Raw genomic sequence first — 16,283 nt, forward strand, 5'->3', positions numbered from 1 at the left:
CTGGACATGCGCGACCTAGGTGACGTGCTCGACCATCTGCACGGGCAGGAGATCGAGGAAGAGCCCACCGCGCATTGACGGAGGACCGGACGCGGCACGCTCACCCGCGGTCAAGGCACCCGCTCGGCAATCATCCCGCACGCCTTGGGGGACTTAACCTAGGACATCGCAGCTGATCCGAATCACGGGCATGCTTCCGCGCATGGTCATCATGGGGACATCTCGAAGCGAGCCGACCCGGACGCCGCCAGCACCCTCCTGTGACGATTGCCGCCTGCCGGCGAGCTTCACAACGGTGATTTCGAGTTTGCAGGCTGGCCGGCAGCCTGCACGCGTCTACCAGTGCGCAAATTGCGGAAAGGTCATTTGGGACGAATAGATGCATAAGACGCCGAGGCTGAATGCTCAAACCTGAGGAATGCCGGAAGCTCGCCGATAACTATCGAGCGCGCGCCAACGATGGATTATCGGCGGCTCGCCTCGCCAATGTCCTTTTGAGTGTTTCCAACGCTTATCTTGCTCTGGCGAGCCAGCTGGACCTTCTTGCGTCCGTGGAAAGCCAAGAGAGCGCAAGGATGAAGGACCGGGCGTGACATGCGCTCGCTGTGACGGCACCCACTGGGTTTGCGAGAACCATCCCGAATGCCCATGGGACGGGCCAAAGGCCTGCGGGTGCGGTGGAGCCGGAGAGCCCTGCCCGGACTGCAATAATGCTGGGCCGGACGAGATGCCGGTGCTGCCGAAGGGTTTTGCCCCCAGCATCACCAGCATGGAGGTCATGCGCCGGATGTTGAGGAACCCGGCGGGGAAGCCACGTCGGAAGTCGCGGAGCTAGGACGTGTACTCGCTAAGTCGGCTTACAACGCAGTCCGGGAAGACTTCCATCTTGAATCTGATCAACGGCTTGTGACCCGGAATGGACATCATGCGGCTCACATTCTGCAACGAAATTGCGGCTCGCCATTGTCACCACGCCACCCGCAAGCCGCCCCTGCCATTATAGGCTCTGGTGCTGCCGACCTGGGAGCCGGCACTAGCGAACAGCGAGGTGGAGGCTGTGATCTTCGAATCCGCCCCCGCAGTAAGCTCAAACCAGCTACCGCCTAGATCGGACCGGAAGGCGATCGGACCGGCCGCAGAGGAAAACAGCGTCTGCGGATCGCCCCGAAACTCGTTCCAGAGGCTGGGCCTGATCCAAGTGGTGATGGACGCGCTTTCGCTAAGCGACGATGTTCGCGTAATTCGCGCGCCAATTCGCGCAGCTACTGAACCAGCGTTGCGGAATTGAACGGTGGCAGCGGTATCGCTGCCGTCGCCAAGGCTGATGGTCTGATAGACGATCTGCGCCTGCGGCTCGATGACGAAGCCACCACCGAGATGCACCGGATAGCCGGCTTCGAGCGAACTGGCAAAACCCCAGCCGTTAGTGGTCAGCGCGGGCAGGCTGGTGGAGGCGCTTCTCACATTATACCAAGTGCCTTGCAGGATCGCGTCGAGATACCAACCCGTCGCACCGAAATGGGTCCAGTAACCGCCGAGACTGTACGCATTGATGCTGTTGGCGCCAGCGAAGGTCCGGTCAAAATGAGTTACGTCCCCGGTGAGCAGGCCGACCGCCGCGTAAAGCCCGGCGTGGTCCCGGCTGCCGTCGGCGCCATCGCGCCGAAGCAAATCCTGACCGCCCTGGAACGCACCGATGTTGTAGTCGAACTTCGGACCGCTGCCGAATACTCCGAGCGGATCGCCTTCGTGGTTGCCATGCTGACCGATGACGCGCCCCCACGCGCCGGCGGCGACGCCGTTCAGGCGCGGCTGGTTGCGTGATTGGCCTTCATCGCCAACACGTTCATGGAAGGTGTCGAGTAGCGTGCCGCCGTAGAGCAGCGCCATCGAGGGAATGGCGGCGTAGAGAGAGGTCTCGGGCCGAAAATCTGGTGGCGCAGGGCCGGCTCCTGGGCCGGGGGCAGGACAGACCGGATCGTTCGGAGAGAGCGAACAGTCGAGCGTCGAGCGCAAATACCAGGCTTGAGCGTTGCTGGCGTCAACGCTGCTGCGGAACAGGATGTATTCGTAGGGTCCTGCGGCCACCCTCCCGACCAGGGCAAAGGTACCGGGCGCGGTGGTGCCAGCGTTGATCGTATCGACCACCAGTATGCCGTTGCCGGTCGTTAAAGCACCCGCGCCGGCCGCATTCGTAATCCGCAGCAACGAATTACCACTGGCGGTGCCGCCGTTGATGACAAGCCTGTCCGAGGGTGAGCCGTCAGTGCCGAGATACGTGTTCAAGCCCATCGTGCCACCTTGGCCAATGTAGTTTGCGGCCGTCAACGTCTTGTAGCTTGTTAGCACCGTCGGGTCGCCTGTTGGCCGCGTGAACTGGATTAGGCTCGGATCGTTGGCCAGGTTGGTGACATTTGAATTTCCAGTCACATTCCAGGTTGAATTGTTCTGAAGTGTCACATTCGAAGTGCTGCCAGCCTCCGTCATGGCAGCACCCGTCAGAATAGATGAACCGGAGACCAGATTGAGCGTGCCATTGCCGACGACCTCCAAAAGGTTCGGGCTTCCGGTGATCGACGAGCCGACGAATGTTGCATTCAACGCGGTCCCGGAGGCGCGGACGCCGGCGCCCTGCGCGGCGATCAGCGTGCTGTTATTGATCAGGGCCGTGCTGGAGCCAATGTCATAGGCTGACGAAAACAGGGCGCTTGCACCTGCGCCTGAGACGGCGATCGAACTGTCGTTCATCGCAAGGCTGCTCCCGCCGCGGATGCTCGCGCCATGAGACCCCGATCCAGATGTTCTGACTGTCACACCATTGGCAGTGATGGATGAGCCCGTTGCACCGGCAGAAGGCGATAAGGCGTCGTCGAGCAATACCAGTAATGACGGAACCGCGGGCGTGGCCGATAGAGCCGAAAGCAACCCGACCGAAAAAAGTCCTGCAGCCGCGGTGCCACCGGTTGTGATCGTTCCACCGTTCAAGACGAGTCGACCACCAAATTGGGCGCTTGCGCCAATTCCACTAGCGCCACTCGTCACCACCGTGGCATTGGTTGCAATCAACGTACTTCCTAATGTCGAGAGCAGGCCGAACGACGACGTTCCGACGGTTGTGAACGCCCCTCCTGTGACTGTGACGGAGCCGAGATTGTCGGCCCTGGCTCCGTGCGAGTTGTCCCCAAACGTCGTAACGGCAATATGGTCGAGTGTCATTCTTCCGAAAAAACCGTTGGCGCCGCTCGCAGTTGGGCCACTTGTGCGGATAATGGTATTTGTCACGTCAATTGAGGCGGCGCTGTCGATGGTGATGAGGGCGTCAGCGCCGCTGCCGGCGGTCGCAATCGAACCGCCATTGAGAACGATGTGCCCAGACCCATTCGCCCGCGCTCCGTAGGCGGCGCCCCCAGTGGTGTTAATGGTCACGGCGCTCGCTGTTATCGTCGAGTTGGCTTGCGGGGCGGAAAGAGCGTAGGCCATACTGCCAGTTGTCGTGACCGAACCGCCGGTAAAGTTTACGGTCCCACTTTGGGTCGCTTCTACACCGCGGGCGTTGCTACCCATCGTGAAGACGGTGGTGTCCGTCGTATTGAGGACCGAGTTGATACCCGTGGCGAGGAGACCCGCCGCAGAGCTGCCGGCGGTCGAAACCGACGAGCCACTGAAAAGCGTAATGATGCCGCCGCTCTGCGCGTGTGCCGCGTCGGAGCCCGCCCCACCCGTGATCACACTGAGTGGGCTGAACCCATTGATGATTCCATTATTAAGTGCGTAGAGCCCGTAGCCCCCCGTGGGCGTCAACACACCAGTGTTGATCGTCCCGCTCGCGCTCTGCGTAGTGCCGTCAGCAACGACCTGCTGCGCGACTGCGCTGCGATAGGTCAATGCCTGCAGCAGTGCACCAATGGCCGCTGCGGACCCGATTATGATCATCCTTGAGGAGCGTGGCACTGTATCCTCCACTTTTGAAGGTCGGGCGAGGCACTAAGACACGCTCGCCTCGTAAGTTCGCGGTAGCCAAGCGCGACCGTCGGCGCCTAGCAAGCAGCACGGCCGCAGGCGGAGCTTCTGTTTGGATTGCCGACCATTTCTTTACGTTGCTCGCGCTTTCGGCGCGACGGCCCCATCTACCTCTGCGTGCATCGCGGTGCATTTGAGGCGAAGTTCGTCGGTTGAGTAAATTCATTGCGCATGTTGCATCCCTGCCACGAATTTCTTTTCATATGCAACTTGTGGTCAAATGGCTTGGGCCGATAGCGAGTAAAGCTTCGCTCGATTTTGGGGAGATAGCGGAAGATAGGGCGGTCGGGCAGCCGTGCAGCAATGTCGGATAATTCGCTTCGGCCTTAGCCCACGTGCTCATCACTTGTGGGATCGCGCTCCGGCACACCAGCTTTTGAATTAAAGTGGACATTCCCCGAGTGGCACTTGAACCAGACTTCCACAGTTCGATCGAGCCGTTTGCAGTTCCATAAGACTAAGGGCTCTACCTGTGGTAACAGGCAACCAACGATGGTTGTAAATGTGTGCTGTCGCCTTGAGGGAATGAGAATGCCGCAGTTTACCGTCAGCGTCTGTTTCTGCGCTCCGGGCAAGAATTGGCACCAAGATACATCGCGAGACGTCACCACAACGATGACCGCAAGGAACGGCGTGCAGGCTGTGATCGCGGTTCTCGAAAATCTTCAGTTCGACGACCGCGCCGAGCTCATACACTTCATCCATGTAGGCAATGCGACGTGCAGTTGAGAAGGCCTTCACTAATTTAGCTCGGGCGTAGAGACCGCTTCCCCCCCATCGGTGACCCATTTTAGCTGTTGGCCCGTCCTCGACCTCAGAGACCATCCAATCTTCGGGCGCTCGGCGTCGATGGCGTGTCCGACTTCAACGCGCTGCATTCGCGCAAGCACGATGCCGAAGTGCAGCTGTACGCGTTCGACGGCCTTGCGCTCGGCGGCGAGGATCTGCGGCAAATGCCCCTGTCAATGCGCAAGGCCAACCTGGCGCGGCTGCTCCGCGGCCGGCCCGACGGCATGTTCATTGCGCCATTTGGGGCGGCCGAGATCGGGCAAAAGCTGTTCGGCGCCGCTTGCAGCATGGGCCTCGAGGGCATGGTGTCGAAGCGGCGCGAGCGGCACTACAGTGCCGGCCGGTCGAAAGACTGATCAAGGTGAAGAACCGGAGGCATCCCGCCATGTCACGAGTAATGGAGGCGTTCAGTCGGTAGTTGAACCGACCAGCCTCCAGGAGCGCGTCGACCCGCTGCCGTGTCCTAAGGTCGGCCTCTTTCGTCAAAAGTATTGGTACACGCGTCTAGATAATCGTCATAAGTTGCTGCCAGAGGTAGTGTTTGTTTTAATCTTTTTAGGGCGAGCTGTGCCAGCCACCACATACAAAGTTTGGGCCTGGGGCCCGCCAGTAAATATCGGCGCAACGGGGGCTTGCTATGTTGGCGTTGCTGGCGTTGCCAAAAGAGCTACCGCTGCGGAGCCGCATATTGTCGCAAACGAGGTTTTTTGCAACGCGGTCGCTCGCATGCTTCTTCTGCCTTGCCCGCCGGGAGCGACATTAGAAAAGAGCGCAGAAACGTATTTCTTTTCGTTAGACTTCAACCTGGCTGGCCAAGCTCTCCCACCTGTCAATCCCAGCGCAATAGTTGCTTCCGACCCACGACTTTCATGGGGGATTATTCTCTTTGATATGCTCGTGCTGAACAGCGACCGCCATCATCAAAACATTGCCTACGATAGCTCGACACAGAGAATTCAAATTTTCGACCACAGCCACGCGTTTTTACGTCCCAGCGGAGACGTCCTCATCACTTTGGCATCGAGCGACGGCAAACTTGGTTTTGGAGGACATTGCCTCGCGCATGAGATCGACACCTATGACGGGTTCGAGACTTGGAACAATAGGATCAAGCAGATCCCGCATTACTTCATAGATGGAGTGCTCGATGCCTGTGCCACGGTTGGGCTTCCGACAGCCCATAAAGGTGCATGCGCAGATTTCATCAAAAAGCGGTGCCAAGAGCTCGAAGTTATCGTACAAAGCAACCTTGCAAGTTTTCCGAAACTCCCTAAGGCAAAGCCATGAGCGCACAATATTGGATTGCCAAGTATGTCGATGATCCGTTTCGCAATGAACCGCGGAATGTAGGAGTGATCGTTGAGGCGAACGGATCTCTCGTCGCTAGGTTCTTTGGAGAGCGCGAAGATGGTGTCTTCGACGCTCGGAAGATCAAGTCGAAGTTTCTCTATCCAAACGTGTACTCCCAGTGGCGGGACTTTTGGCGCGACCGCATCAAGTCGCGCGACCTAACTGGTATCATCAAAGGTAAAACTGCTAACTTTTATGTTGATGCGGGTGGGGATGTCACTGACACCGGCTCCGATAACAGCGGCGAAGTGTGCCACTTCCTGTACACGCTTCTCGTGGGCGCCGGGGCGATGGAAGCTTTTGACTGGAAGGACACGGAAGACAGCGAAGTCGATCTTGCAGAAGATATCACTGTTGCCCTGAAGGAATTTGACGTTCTCGCCACGTCTGCTGATCTGCTCGAAGTGGGGCGCCACCCGGTGGTTCGGAACAGGGACATCCTTGGCAGCCATGTCACCCATACCCCATCGTTCTCCCAACAGAACGGTCGCCTATACGTCTTCGAGCACATCAACCTCAGTTCGATGCATATCAATAAGGCGAAGGAGCGCGCCGGCTGGATGGCCTACATGTTTGAGGACATCAGGAGCGCTCACAAGGAAGCTCAAGCCTACAGCCTAGTGCGGCCTGAAAAGGAAGACGGTGTCGAGCAGATCGAATACGCGAAGACCATGCTTCGAGGCGAATCTAAGGTCATCAATTGGTCGGACGAGAATGAGCGCCAAGGCTTCCTTCAGGAAAGAAAACAGGTCGCCGCTTGACCTACCGGCTTCGACGCAGATCTTGCTTTTGCGTCCCCGGCGCGTCCCCAATTTCCCCGCCCGGACGCCGTCAAACCGAAATGGCGTGAAAACAGCGGGAAAAATGGCGCGCCCGGAACGATTCGAACGTCCGACCCTCAGATTCGTAGTCTGGTGCTCTACTGAGCTCATTGGAAGCACACTACGCAAACTGCGCTTTAGCCATTTTAAGCGCTCGTTTCCAGCTTAAGCGTTGGTATCCTGCAAAGCTCTCGGAAAAGCGCCTCGACGGGAAACTCCCCGTAAGAGTCCGCGACCGACTTCGACCCATGGCCCGTGATCGCGTTCAGAACGTCCAGCGCAAGCCCATACTTGCGTCCCATCGTCTTGATCCGATGACGCCAGGAATGGCTTGGCGACAGCCGTGGGTCTTTCAATCCAAGTTGACGCACAAATCGTCCGATCATTTTTGTGCCGTTGCCGCCGCGCTTCCCGAACTTGTCCGGAGAGAGCTCGGAAAACAGTGGCCCCGATTTGATCTGAGCCACATATTTCAGAAAGCCGCTTTCGATGAGCGCAGGATGAACTGGCACAATGCGCTCCGAGCCGGATGTTTTAAGCGATCCGGCTTCAGGCACGAATTTCATGCACCAGATGTTCTCGATCTCAAGAACGTCTTCGCTTCGCAACTGGCAGATCTCGGATAGTCGAGCCCCAGTGTAGGCACCGATCCAAGGCACCCATCTCTTGACGGGGTCCTGTTCAGCAAAAGCCGCCCGAAGAACAATTCTAGCTTCGTCGTCCGTGAAGCTTCGTTTGCGCTCTCCTTGCTTCGCCTTAACATCCAGCGAGATGCCTTCGGCGGCATTCAACCTGAGAAGCTTGTTCTGAACACCCCATTGCAGGATGGCCCGCACCGGCGACAGCTTCGAACCTTGGATGGTCTTCGCCCGCAGCCCCGCAGCCACCAACGCCCGCTTCCAGTCGACGAGATTCTCAGCGGTCAGGCTATGGGCATCTGTATGCCCAAGATATTTCTCTAGTTCCCGGATGACGCGCGACCATTCGTAAACAGTCTTGGCGACTGGCCGACGCTCGGCCTTCCAACCATCCAGAAGATCCTGGAATGTGACGGCTCGTCCTGGCGAGCGAGCGACAGGCGCGCCCGGCGATACCGACAAAGTCGGGAAGGGAAACTCTGCGACAGTTTCCCCTCTTGCCAGCTTGGCTAGCACCAGACTTGCACGCTGTATGGCAACCCCAATGGCGCGGGCCATGGTTCGTCGATTCTGCGAATCCTCAGAAAACCCGTGAGCGCTCAGGTAGCCGTCCGCGGCTTCCAAACAGGCCTGCTCCATTCGAGCAATCTGGTACAATTCCGGCTCGGGAGAGAAGAAATCGACCGACTGCGCACGAGCCGCGTCTTTTTCCTCCCTGGTCGGGGGTGGGCCAAAGAGCCGATCCCCCAGTTCGACTTCCCAGCTGATCTGTTGACTCGGATTGTCCCGGTGCTGCTCCAGCCACCTCTCATACGAGACCACGGCCAGCTGGTGCGCCTCCCGCTCGGTCAGAAGTTTCGGCCCGGCGCGCAAGTTGGCCCACCGAGCTTCGAGCTCGGCGAGCGCCTTGGCATGCCGCACTTTGGCCTCGGCGGGATCGCGGGTCTGAAGGCTTACCTTCTCCTCGCGCTTACCTACCAGCGTGCGCAGGTCGTCCGGGACGACTTTTCGGAGCTGATAAATTCCGGTTTTCGGATGCTTCGAGGGACGTGGCATGGCTAACGGCATTTGTACCACCCCAATGTACCAATTGGGAGGCGGCAAGCCATTGAAATTGCTGTAAAGCCTTGGATATCAGGCTCTTAGAAGAGCGATGGTGCCCAGGGGCGGAATCGAACCACCGACACTGCGATTTTCAGTCGCATGCTCTACCAACTGAGCTACCTGGGCGTGCTCCAAAGAGGGGCCAAAGCCCATCGAGCGGGCGGTTTATAGTGGGCTGAAGGCTGCCTGTCCACCCACGCTTCGCCGATGGCTTCGCGGGGCGCGGCCCGGCTGTGCACAAGGCGGGACGTGGCTCGGAGGCAACGCCGCGTGGCGGTGCATCGACAATTTAAATACTTGATAGAACAGGCCTATTCTTCCCCATCTGCCTCGTCATCCCGGCCGGGAATGACATAGGAGCCTTTCAGCCAGCGGTTCAGATCGACGTCGCGGCAGCGCGAGGAGCAGAACGGGCGGGTGGCCTCGGACTGCGGCTTGCCGCAGATCGGGCAGGTTTTGAGGGAGCTTGCGGGCTTTTTCACCGGGTAGTCCATGAGGTGCTCAGCTTACACATGCGAGCCAGTTCAAGAGCCTGTCGCCAAAGGGATTCCTCCGGCGAAGGCGCAGGCGGCCCGGCCAGGTCCCGCGGGGCAATTCTACTGTGCATGGGGTTGTTTTCGAGATTTTTTGCAGGAGCGGCTTGTCGGCTCAGATGGCGGTGGCGTTGAGCCAGCCGAAGCGGATCGGGAAACCTTCGCCGCCAAGCAGCGTGGTGGTCTCGTAGAGCGGCAGGCCGACCACGTTGGTGTAGGACCCCACCATCTTGACCACGAACGACCCGGCGATGCCCTGCACGGCGTAGCCGCCGGCTTTGCCGCGCCATTCGCCGGAGCCGATATAGGCCTGGATGTCGTCTTCCGAGAGGCGCTTGAAGCGGACGCGGGTCTCGACCAGGCGCTGGCGGAAGGCCTCGCGCGGCGTCACCAGGGTGATGGCGGTGTAGACGCGGTGGTTGCGGCCCGACAGCAGCCGCAGGCATTGCGCGGCCTCGTCGACCAGGTTGGCCTTGGGCAGGATGCGGCGGCCGACCGCCACCACCGTGTCGGCGGAGAGGATGAAGGCGCCGCGCAGCTCGTCGTCGAGCTGAACCGATTTGAGCGCCGCATCCGCCTTGGCCCGCGCCAGCCGATTGGCGCAGGCGCGCGGCAGCTCGCCCCGCTTCGGCGTCTCGTCGACGTCGGCGGGCCGGAGCGCGTCCGGCTCGATGCCGGCCTGGTTGAGCAGCGACAGGCGCCGCGGCGAACCGGAGGCGAGAACGAATTTGGGGCGGCCGAGCATCAGGTGATTTGGGGAATGAAGCAGGGGGTGAATTGCGCGCGGAACCTATCGGACGGGGGCTGATTTCACAACCCGGGAACCCGGACTTTACTGATTCGACGGGCACGGGATGCGTGTGCCCGCAGTCTGTGACGCGGGTGTTACGGGCGCCGAATGCTAGCCGTTTGCCGCGCCCACCTTCGAAAATCGCCGGCGGATGCGCAGCAGGAGCTGATCGCAGACGTCACGATAGGCAGCCAACTTCTGGTCGCGGCTGCCTTCCATGGTGGTGGGATCCTGCGTCGGCCAGTATTCGACGTCGGCGGCGAGCGTGCGGGTCAGCTCCAGCGCCTTGTGGTGCGCCTCCGGCGAGAGCGTGATGATCAGGTCGAAATTCAGCCCCTCCCAGTCCTCCAGCTCCTCGAAGGTCTGCGGCTTGTGGGTGGAGATGTCCTGGCCGAGCTCGGCCATCACGGACACCGCGAACGGATCGAGCTCGCCGCGCCTGGCACCGGCCGACTTCACGTAGAGGCCCTGCGGAAACATGTGCCGCAGCAGGCTCTCCGCCATCGGCGAGCGCACGCTGTTCATGGCGCAGGCGAACAGCACCGATTGCGGATCGCGTGCGCGTGGCGGACCCGCCATCGCGCTTAACCCTTCCAGTGCAGAACAGTAATGAGCGTGAACAGCCGGCGCGAGGTCTCGAAATCGACCCGCACCTTGCCCTTCAGCCGCTCCTGCAGCGTGCGCGAGCCCTCGTCATGGATGCCGCGGCGGCCCATGTCGATGGCCTCGATCTTGTCCGGCGTCGCCGTGCGGATCGCCTGGTAGTAGCTGTCGCAGATCATGAAATAGTCCTTCACGATCCGTCGGAACGGCGTCAGCGACAACAGATGCGCGACCACGGGCGTGCCGTCCTCGCGGCGGATGTCGAACATCAGCCGGCTGCCGGTGATGCCGATATGCAGCGTGAACGGCCCCTTCCCGTCGGCGCCCTCGGGCGCGAACAAATTCTGCTCGATCAAATCGTAGATTGCGATCGCGCGCTCATGCTCGATGTCGGGCCCGGAACGGCCGATCGAGTCCTCGTCGAGCGTGACGCCGACGATGCGATTGGTCGAGTCGTCCTGTTCGGGCGGCTGGGTCATGACAAATTGAGGCGCAATCCAATCGAGCGCGAATGGGCATCTAGCCCCTCCGCCTTACCGAGAATCATCGCGGCCGGACCCAGCGCACGCAGCTGATCCGGGCCGCATTTCAGGATCGAGGTGCGCTTGAGGAAATCGTGCACCGAAAGACCCGACGAGAATCGTGCCGAGCGCGCCGTCGGCAGCACGTGATTGGAGCCGCCGACATAGTCGCCGATCGCCTCCGGTGTATGCGGCCCGAGGAACACGGCGCCGGCGTTGCGGATCCTTGCGGCGAGCGCGTCGGGATCTTGCGTCATGATCTCGAGATGCTCGGCGGCAATCGCATCCGCGAGCGGAATGGCGTCGTTGAGGTTCTTCACCATGATGATGGCGCCGAAATCGGCCCACGAGGCGCTGGCAATCGCGGCGCGCGGCAGCGTCTTCAACTGCGCCTCGACGGCCTTTTCGACATCGGCGGCAAGGCGCGCCGAATCGGTGATCAGGATCGACTGCGCGCTGGTGTCGTGCTCGGCCTGGGCCAGCAGATCGGCGGCAATCCAGTCGGCATTGCCGGTGTCATCGGCGATGACAAGCACCTCGGAGGGACCGGCGATCATGTCGATGCCGACCTTGCCGAACACCAGCCGCTTTGCCGCGGCGACATAGGCGTTGCCGGGTCCGACGATCTTGACGACAGGCGCGATCGTCGCGGTGCCATGCGCGAGCGCGGCAATCGCCTGCGCGCCGCCGACGCGATAGATCTCGGTGACGCCGCCAAGCTTTGCTGCCGCCAGCACCAGCGGATTGAGCTTGCCGTCGGGCGAGGGCACCACCATGACGAGACGCGCCACGCCCGCGACCTTTGCCGGCACCGCATTCATCAGCACCGAGGACGGATAGGCCGCGGTGCCGCCGGGCACGTAGAGGCCGGCGGATTCGATCGCGGTGTAACGCCAGCCGAGCTCGACGCCGAGCTGATCGGTGAAGCGCTCGTCCTTCGGCAGTTGGCGGCTGTGATAGGTCTCGATGCGATCGCGCGCGAGCTTGAGCGCATCCAGCGTCGCTGCATCGCAGGCTTTCACCGCGGCCTCGATCTCGGCGGCGGTGACGCGCAGGCCGGATGCATCGAGCGTCAGCCGGTCGAACTTTGCCGTGGCCTCGAGCAGGGCGGCATCGCCCCGCTTCGCCACGTCGTCGACGATGGCACGCGCGGCCGCCTCGACATCGGCCGAGGCCTCGCGCTTGGTGGCGAGGAAGGCCCCGAATCGCTGGTCAAAATCGGCGCTGCTGCGGTCGAGACGAACGGGCATCTTGGCTTCTAACTGGTTTTTGGGGGCGCGGCTTGGCTCACCAGGCCCCTGCTCAATGGCGCGGCGGGGAAGCTGCGTCAACCCTTGGGCCGGGCCGTTCCCCTCCGGCGTCGTCCTGGCAAAAGCGGAATGCGTGGCCTTGGCATGCCACCTCACCCCTCCCCTTCAGCCTCCAACCCCGTCCCCAGCTGATCCGCCCCCAGATCAGTCAGCTCGCATTCAAGGCATTCGACGTCGAGGCGGATGGCGCCGCCTTGGGCAAACAGGAGCAGCGCGCTCCCGCCGGGGGCGTCCTGGCCGTGGAATTCGATGCCGACGAGGTCCAGGACAGTGTCCAGCGCGTCGAGATCGATGTTGCGCGCCTTGCAGGCGAGCACGCGGTCGAAACGGAGGGCCGCCACCAGCCTGCGCGGCTCGGCCTCGCCGTCCAGCGTCTGCTCCCAGTCCAACCGGCTCATGCCGACGACCAGCCGCTTTTCGCTTTGGCGCCAGATGATGTCCGAGGGCTGCACGCGGGCGTCCTGGACGTGGGCCGAGATCACGGAGAGGTCGTCGGCGTCGAGTGCGATCAGTTTGAGCTGGGGAGACATCGACGGCGCTTTCTGCTTCGGGCGGACGGGGCTCAACGCGGGCGGCCGGCGAAATTTCCCTAGAACTAACGCCCCACCGGACTAGAGGCTATTGATATCCTCCATCTCCAGCACCTTTCGCGGATACCCCTCCCGCGCAACCCGGATCATGGCGCGGCCGATCTGCTCGGTCGAGGTGACGAGCCGCGGCGAGAGCCGGCGCAGCACCGACCACAGTGGCCAGGTTGCCGCATACACGGCCTGCACCCACGCGGTCTTGGAGCGGGCACCGTGGAGCGGTTGGATCGCACCGGGCCGGAACATGTAGGCCGCCTTGAACGGAAGCTTGAGCAGATCGTTCTCGGTCTTGCCCTTGATCCGCGCCCACATTCGCGAACCCCGCTCGGTGGAATCGGTGCCGGCGCCCGTGACATAGACGAATGTCATCTGGGGATTGAGCCGGGCCAGCACGGTCGCCGCTGCGAGCGTGAGGTCATAGGTGATTTGACGGTAGCGCTCCTCGCTCATGCCGATCGAGGAGACGCCGAGGCAGAAGAAGCATCCGTCGAAGCCGGTGAGCTGCGTTTCGATCCCCGAGTAGTCCATGAAATCGCCGTGCGTGATCTCGGTGAGCTTGGCGTTGCGCACGCCGGTCGGGCTGCGGCCGACCACGAGCACGCGGCCGATGCCGGCATCGACCAGGCATTCGCGCAAGACGCCCTGCCCGACCATGCCGGTCGCGCCGAAGATGATGATCTGCATCGGGACCTCCCCGACAGGCCCGCGGCTCATGCGGCGGCCGCGATCTCGTCGAAGGATACACCGGTCAAAGTCGCCGAGACATCCCACAGCATGGCTGCCGAGGCGAAATCCTTTGCCTTCGGCATGATCTTCGCCGGACGCGGTGGCCCTTTCAATTCGTAGAACCCGTTCGGGCCGTAATAGCCGCCGGGCTCCGCGGCCGGCGAGGTCGCCGCCAACAAGGTGGGCAGCGCGCCTTGCGCTGCAGATTGGCTAATGAAGGGCTGCAGCCACCGGCTCACACGCGACTGCAAACTGCTGGTGCCCGGCCCGTTCCAAATCAGATCGGTCCGCGCGTAGCCGGGATGTGCGGCAAGGCTCGTCAGACCCCAGCCTGCGGCGAGGCTGCGGCGCTGCAACTCCAGCGAAAACATCAGCATCGCCAGCTTGGACTGACAATAAGCCCGCCACGGACGATAGGAATGCCTAGCCTGCAGATCGTCGAAATTGATCGAACCGGAGCGGTGCGCAAGGCTCGAGAGGTTGACCACCCGAGCCGCCTTCGCCCGGCGAAGCTGCGGCAACAGCTGCGCCGTCAGCGCGTAATGACCGAGATAGTTGGTGCCGAGCTGCATCTCGAAACCATCCGCCGTCTGCTGCCGCTTCGGCAGCGCCATCACGCCGGCATTGTTGACAAGCAGGTCGAGCTGTTCATTGCCGGCCGCGAAGCGCCTGGCGAAATCGGCAACGGAGGTTAGACTGGCGAGGTCGAGATGCTCGTAGGCGATCAGCGCATTGGGAAAGCGCTCGCAAATGCCATCGATCGCGCGCAGGCCCTTTGCGTCGTTGCGCCCCGTGAGTATGACAATGGCACCGGCGCCCGCCAGCGCCATCGCCGTCTCGTAGCCGAGGCCGCCCGTCGCTCCGGTCACGACGGCAGTCTTGCCGCTGAGGGAGGGGATGTCTGCCGTGGTCCAATCGGTCATGCCATAGCTCCGTCGGGCTGGGAAAAGGCCCGCGACGGGTCTAAATGTGCACTGGGTGCAACTTTGCAAGTGGTGAAATGATTTGAAGCTTTCGAAGCTCGCCGGGAAATCGGTCAACAAGCGCACCAAGCCATTGCCGGTAGGAGCAAAATCCGCCGCTGGCACCGGCCTGCGCCAGCGCAAGCTGCAGGCGACCCGCGAGCGGTTGACCCGCGGGGCGATGGCACTCTTCCTGGAGCGCGGCTTCGAGGCCACGACCATTGACGATATCGCGGCCGCGGCGGACGTGTCGCGACGCAGCTTCTTCCATTATTTCGCCTCGAAGGAGGACGTCGTCGCGGCCTGGCAGGAAGGCGCTGCCGCCGCGCTGGTCGCGGAGGTCGTGGCGCGACCGGCGGGCGAAACCATGCTGACCGCGGCGGAGAACGCGATCGCGGCGGCGCTCAAGCGGATCGATCCGGCCGAAGCTGCGGCCATGTCGCGGCTCAAGCGCGACAATCCCGCGCTTCGGGCGCGCGACCAACTCAAATACGAGAAGCTCGAGCGGGCGCTGGCCGAAGGGCTCGCCCGGCGCGCCAGAACCAAATCGGACCAGCTGAAGGCACGCCTCGTCGCCATGATCGCCACCGGCGCGATGCGCGTCGGCGGCGAGAGCTGGATCGGCGGAGGAGCGCGGGAGAAGCCGGAAGCTTTCGTCAAGCGCACCTTCGACGCAATCAGGGCGATATTGGAATGAGGCCGCTCACTCCCTGAAGAACGCCAGCAGGTCCGCGTTGATGGTCTCGGCGTGCGTTGTCGGCATGCCGTGCGGGAAACCCTTGTAGGTCTTCAGCGTGCCGTTCTTCAAGAGCTTGGCCGACAGCGGTGCGGAGTCGGCGTAAGGCACGATCTGGTCGTCGTCGCCGTGCATTACCAGCACAGGCACATTGATCTTCTTCAGATCCTCGGTGAAGTCGGTTTGCGAAAACGCGACGATGCCGTCGTAATGGGCCTTCGCGCCGCCCATCATGCCCTGGCGCCACCAGTTCTGGATCACCGCTTCCGACGGCTTTGCGCCGGGACGATTGTAGCCATAGAAGGGGCCGGCCGCGATGTCGCGGTAGAAGCTGGCGCGGCCGGCAGCGAGCTGTACCTGGAAATCGTCGAACACGCTCTTCGGCAGGCCGCCGGGATTCGCGTCCGTCTTCAGCATCAGCGGCGGCACCGCGGACAGGATCGCGGCCTTCGCCACCCGGTTCTCGCCATGGCGCGCGATGTAATGCACCACTTCGCCGCCGCCGGTGGAGTGGCCGACATGGATCGCTTTCTTCAGGTCGAGATGCGCCGTCACGGCCGCGAGATCATCGGCATAATGATCCATGTCGTGGCCGTCGGCGACCTGCGACGAACGGCCATGGCCGCGACGGTCATGCGCGACGACGCGATAGCCCCGCGTGACGAAGAACATCATCTGCGCGTCCCAGTCGTCTGCCGACAGCGGCCATCCGTGGCTGAACACGATCGGCTGGCCCGAGCCCCAGTCCTTGTAGAAGATCTCGACGCCGTCCTTGGTGGTGATGGTGGGCATT

Annotated in this window: 17 protein-coding genes and 1 tRNA gene; 6 read left to right on the forward strand and 12 right to left on the reverse strand. The window is 61.9% G+C overall.

Annotation, left to right across the window (positions count from 1 at the left end; translation table 11 throughout):
• The first annotated feature begins 401 nt into the window (after positions 1 to 401).
• The gene (locus tag IVB47_RS18990) at positions 402 to 593 is read left to right on the forward strand and encodes a hypothetical protein (RefSeq protein ID WP_247463283.1); all 192 of its coding nucleotides are present in this window, start codon (positions 402 to 404) and stop codon (positions 591 to 593) included.
• A gap of 373 nt (positions 594 to 966) precedes the next feature.
• Here IVB47_RS18990 and IVB47_RS18995 read toward each other — a convergent pair whose 3' ends face one another.
• On the reverse strand, positions 967 to 3,933 hold the full coding sequence (locus IVB47_RS18995; protein ID WP_247463285.1) for an autotransporter outer membrane beta-barrel domain-containing protein: 2,967 nt from the start codon (positions 3,931 to 3,933) through the stop codon (positions 967 to 969).
• 618 nt (positions 3,934 to 4,551) lie between these two features.
• Here IVB47_RS18995 and IVB47_RS19000 point away from each other — a divergent pair.
• The 4 genes from IVB47_RS19000 (at position 4,552) to IVB47_RS19015 (ending at position 6,920) form a co-directional block, all read left to right on the forward strand.
• Positions 4,552 to 4,749 (forward strand): hypothetical protein, encoded by a 198-nt coding sequence (locus tag IVB47_RS19000; protein ID WP_247463287.1) that lies wholly within the window; start codon positions 4,552 to 4,554, stop codon positions 4,747 to 4,749.
• A 125-nt stretch (positions 4,750 to 4,874) separates the two neighbouring features.
• Positions 4,875 to 5,165 carry a hypothetical protein gene (locus tag IVB47_RS19005; RefSeq protein ID WP_346730803.1) on the forward strand — a complete coding sequence of 97 codons (291 nt, stop codon included), beginning with the start codon at positions 4,875 to 4,877 and terminating at the stop codon, positions 5,163 to 5,165.
• Between the two features lie 181 nt (positions 5,166 to 5,346).
• Positions 5,347 to 6,096, forward strand: coding sequence for a hypothetical protein (locus IVB47_RS19010; RefSeq protein ID WP_247463289.1), 750 nt, complete (start codon positions 5,347 to 5,349; stop codon positions 6,094 to 6,096).
• A complete protein-coding gene (locus IVB47_RS19015) occupies positions 6,093 to 6,920 on the forward strand; it encodes a hypothetical protein (protein WP_247463291.1) in 828 nt (275 codons plus the stop codon). Before IVB47_RS19010 ends, IVB47_RS19015 begins: the two co-directional genes overlap by 4 nt.
• A 206-nt stretch (positions 6,921 to 7,126) precedes the next feature.
• Here the strand turns inward: IVB47_RS19015 and IVB47_RS19020 are convergent, their stop codons facing one another.
• The 10 genes from IVB47_RS19020 to IVB47_RS19065 all read right to left on the reverse strand — a co-directional run bounded on the left by IVB47_RS19020 (position 7,127) and on the right by IVB47_RS19065 (position 14,715).
• Positions 7,127 to 8,686, reverse strand: a complete 1,560-nt coding sequence (locus IVB47_RS19020) for a DUF6538 domain-containing protein (protein WP_247463293.1) — start codon at positions 8,684 to 8,686, stop codon at positions 7,127 to 7,129.
• Positions 8,687 to 8,772: 86 nt separating this feature from the next.
• A tRNA-Phe gene (locus IVB47_RS19025) sits at positions 8,773 to 8,848 on the reverse strand.
• A gap of 185 nt (positions 8,849 to 9,033) precedes the next feature.
• Complete coding sequence (gene yacG, locus IVB47_RS19030) at positions 9,034 to 9,216, reverse strand: DNA gyrase inhibitor YacG (RefSeq protein WP_247427398.1); 183 nt, start codon at positions 9,214 to 9,216, stop codon at positions 9,034 to 9,036.
• Between the two features lie 154 nt (positions 9,217 to 9,370).
• Positions 9,371 to 10,000: a Maf-like protein gene (locus tag IVB47_RS19035; RefSeq protein ID WP_027565713.1), complete on the reverse strand. Its 630-nt coding sequence runs from the start codon at positions 9,998 to 10,000 to the stop codon at positions 9,371 to 9,373.
• 156 nt (positions 10,001 to 10,156) lie between these two features.
• Positions 10,157 to 10,624: a low molecular weight phosphatase family protein gene (locus tag IVB47_RS19040; protein WP_007615472.1), complete on the reverse strand. Its 468-nt coding sequence runs from the start codon at positions 10,622 to 10,624 to the stop codon at positions 10,157 to 10,159.
• 5 nt (positions 10,625 to 10,629) lie between these two features.
• The gene (locus IVB47_RS19045; RefSeq protein ID WP_018453111.1) at positions 10,630 to 11,127 is read right to left on the reverse strand and encodes a UPF0262 family protein; all 498 of its coding nucleotides are present in this window, start codon (positions 11,125 to 11,127) and stop codon (positions 10,630 to 10,632) included.
• Positions 11,124 to 12,419 carry a histidinol dehydrogenase gene (hisD, locus tag IVB47_RS19050; RefSeq protein ID WP_247463295.1) on the reverse strand — a complete coding sequence of 432 codons (1,296 nt, stop codon included), beginning with the start codon at positions 12,417 to 12,419 and terminating at the stop codon, positions 11,124 to 11,126. The genes IVB47_RS19045 and hisD overlap by 4 nt, the downstream gene beginning before the upstream one ends.
• Before the next feature lie 152 nt (positions 12,420 to 12,571).
• Positions 12,572 to 13,009: a DUF2948 family protein gene (locus IVB47_RS19055; protein ID WP_247357735.1), complete on the reverse strand. Its 438-nt coding sequence runs from the start codon at positions 13,007 to 13,009 to the stop codon at positions 12,572 to 12,574.
• A gap of 81 nt (positions 13,010 to 13,090) precedes the next feature.
• Positions 13,091 to 13,750: an NAD-dependent epimerase/dehydratase family protein gene (locus IVB47_RS19060; protein WP_247463297.1), complete on the reverse strand. Its 660-nt coding sequence runs from the start codon at positions 13,748 to 13,750 to the stop codon at positions 13,091 to 13,093.
• Positions 13,751 to 13,776: 26 nt separating this feature from the next.
• Entirely contained in the window at positions 13,777 to 14,715 is a 939-nt protein-coding gene (locus IVB47_RS19065; protein ID WP_247463299.1) for an SDR family oxidoreductase, read from the reverse strand.
• An 82-nt stretch (positions 14,716 to 14,797) separates the two neighbouring features.
• Here IVB47_RS19065 and IVB47_RS19070 point away from each other — a divergent pair, with 82 nt between their 5' ends.
• Entirely contained in the window at positions 14,798 to 15,451 is a 654-nt protein-coding gene (locus IVB47_RS19070) for a TetR/AcrR family transcriptional regulator (RefSeq protein ID WP_247463301.1), read from the forward strand.
• Between the two features lie 6 nt (positions 15,452 to 15,457).
• On the opposite strand, the gene IVB47_RS19075 is transcribed toward IVB47_RS19070, so the two are convergent.
• A complete protein-coding gene (locus IVB47_RS19075) occupies positions 15,458 to 16,282 on the reverse strand; it encodes an alpha/beta hydrolase (protein WP_247463303.1) in 825 nt (274 codons plus the stop codon).
• Between the last annotated feature and the right edge of the window lies 1 nt (position 16,283).

The organism is Bradyrhizobium sp. 62, assembly GCF_023073035.1.
Classification (GTDB): domain Bacteria; phylum Pseudomonadota; class Alphaproteobacteria; order Rhizobiales; family Xanthobacteraceae; genus Bradyrhizobium.

Bases quoted from the DNA above. Each gene is read 5' to 3' on its own strand.
- IVB47_RS19075 (WP_247463303.1), bottom strand. From the start codon at position 16,282: ATGCCCACCATCACCACCAAGGACGGCGTCGAGATCTTCTACAAGGAC.
- yacG (WP_247427398.1), bottom strand. From the start codon at position 9,216: ATGGACTACCCGGTGAAAAAGCCCGCAAGCTCCCTCAAAACCTGCCCG.
- IVB47_RS19065 (WP_247463299.1), bottom strand. From the start codon at position 14,715: ATGACCGATTGGACCACGGCAGACATCCCCTCCCTCAGCGGCAAGACT.
- IVB47_RS19000 (WP_247463287.1), top strand. From the start codon at position 4,552: ATGCCGCAGTTTACCGTCAGCGTCTGTTTCTGCGCTCCGGGCAAGAAT.
- IVB47_RS19035 (WP_027565713.1), bottom strand. From the start codon at position 10,000: ATGCTCGGCCGCCCCAAATTCGTTCTCGCCTCCGGTTCGCCGCGGCGC.
- IVB47_RS19015 (WP_247463291.1), top strand. From the start codon at position 6,093: ATGAGCGCACAATATTGGATTGCCAAGTATGTCGATGATCCGTTTCGC.
- hisD (WP_247463295.1), bottom strand. From the start codon at position 12,419: ATGCCCGTTCGTCTCGACCGCAGCAGCGCCGATTTTGACCAGCGATTC.
- IVB47_RS19055 (WP_247357735.1), bottom strand. From the start codon at position 13,009: ATGTCTCCCCAGCTCAAACTGATCGCACTCGACGCCGACGACCTCTCC.
- IVB47_RS19040 (WP_007615472.1), bottom strand. From the start codon at position 10,624: ATGGCGGGTCCGCCACGCGCACGCGATCCGCAATCGGTGCTGTTCGCC.
- IVB47_RS19060 (WP_247463297.1), bottom strand. From the start codon at position 13,750: ATGCAGATCATCATCTTCGGCGCGACCGGCATGGTCGGGCAGGGCGTC.
- IVB47_RS18990 (WP_247463283.1), top strand. From the start codon at position 402: ATGCTCAAACCTGAGGAATGCCGGAAGCTCGCCGATAACTATCGAGCG.
- IVB47_RS18995 (WP_247463285.1), bottom strand. From the start codon at position 3,933: ATGATCATAATCGGGTCCGCAGCGGCCATTGGTGCACTGCTGCAGGCA.
- IVB47_RS19020 (WP_247463293.1), bottom strand. From the start codon at position 8,686: ATGCCGTTAGCCATGCCACGTCCCTCGAAGCATCCGAAAACCGGAATT.
- IVB47_RS19045 (WP_018453111.1), bottom strand. From the start codon at position 11,127: ATGACCCAGCCGCCCGAACAGGACGACTCGACCAATCGCATCGTCGGC.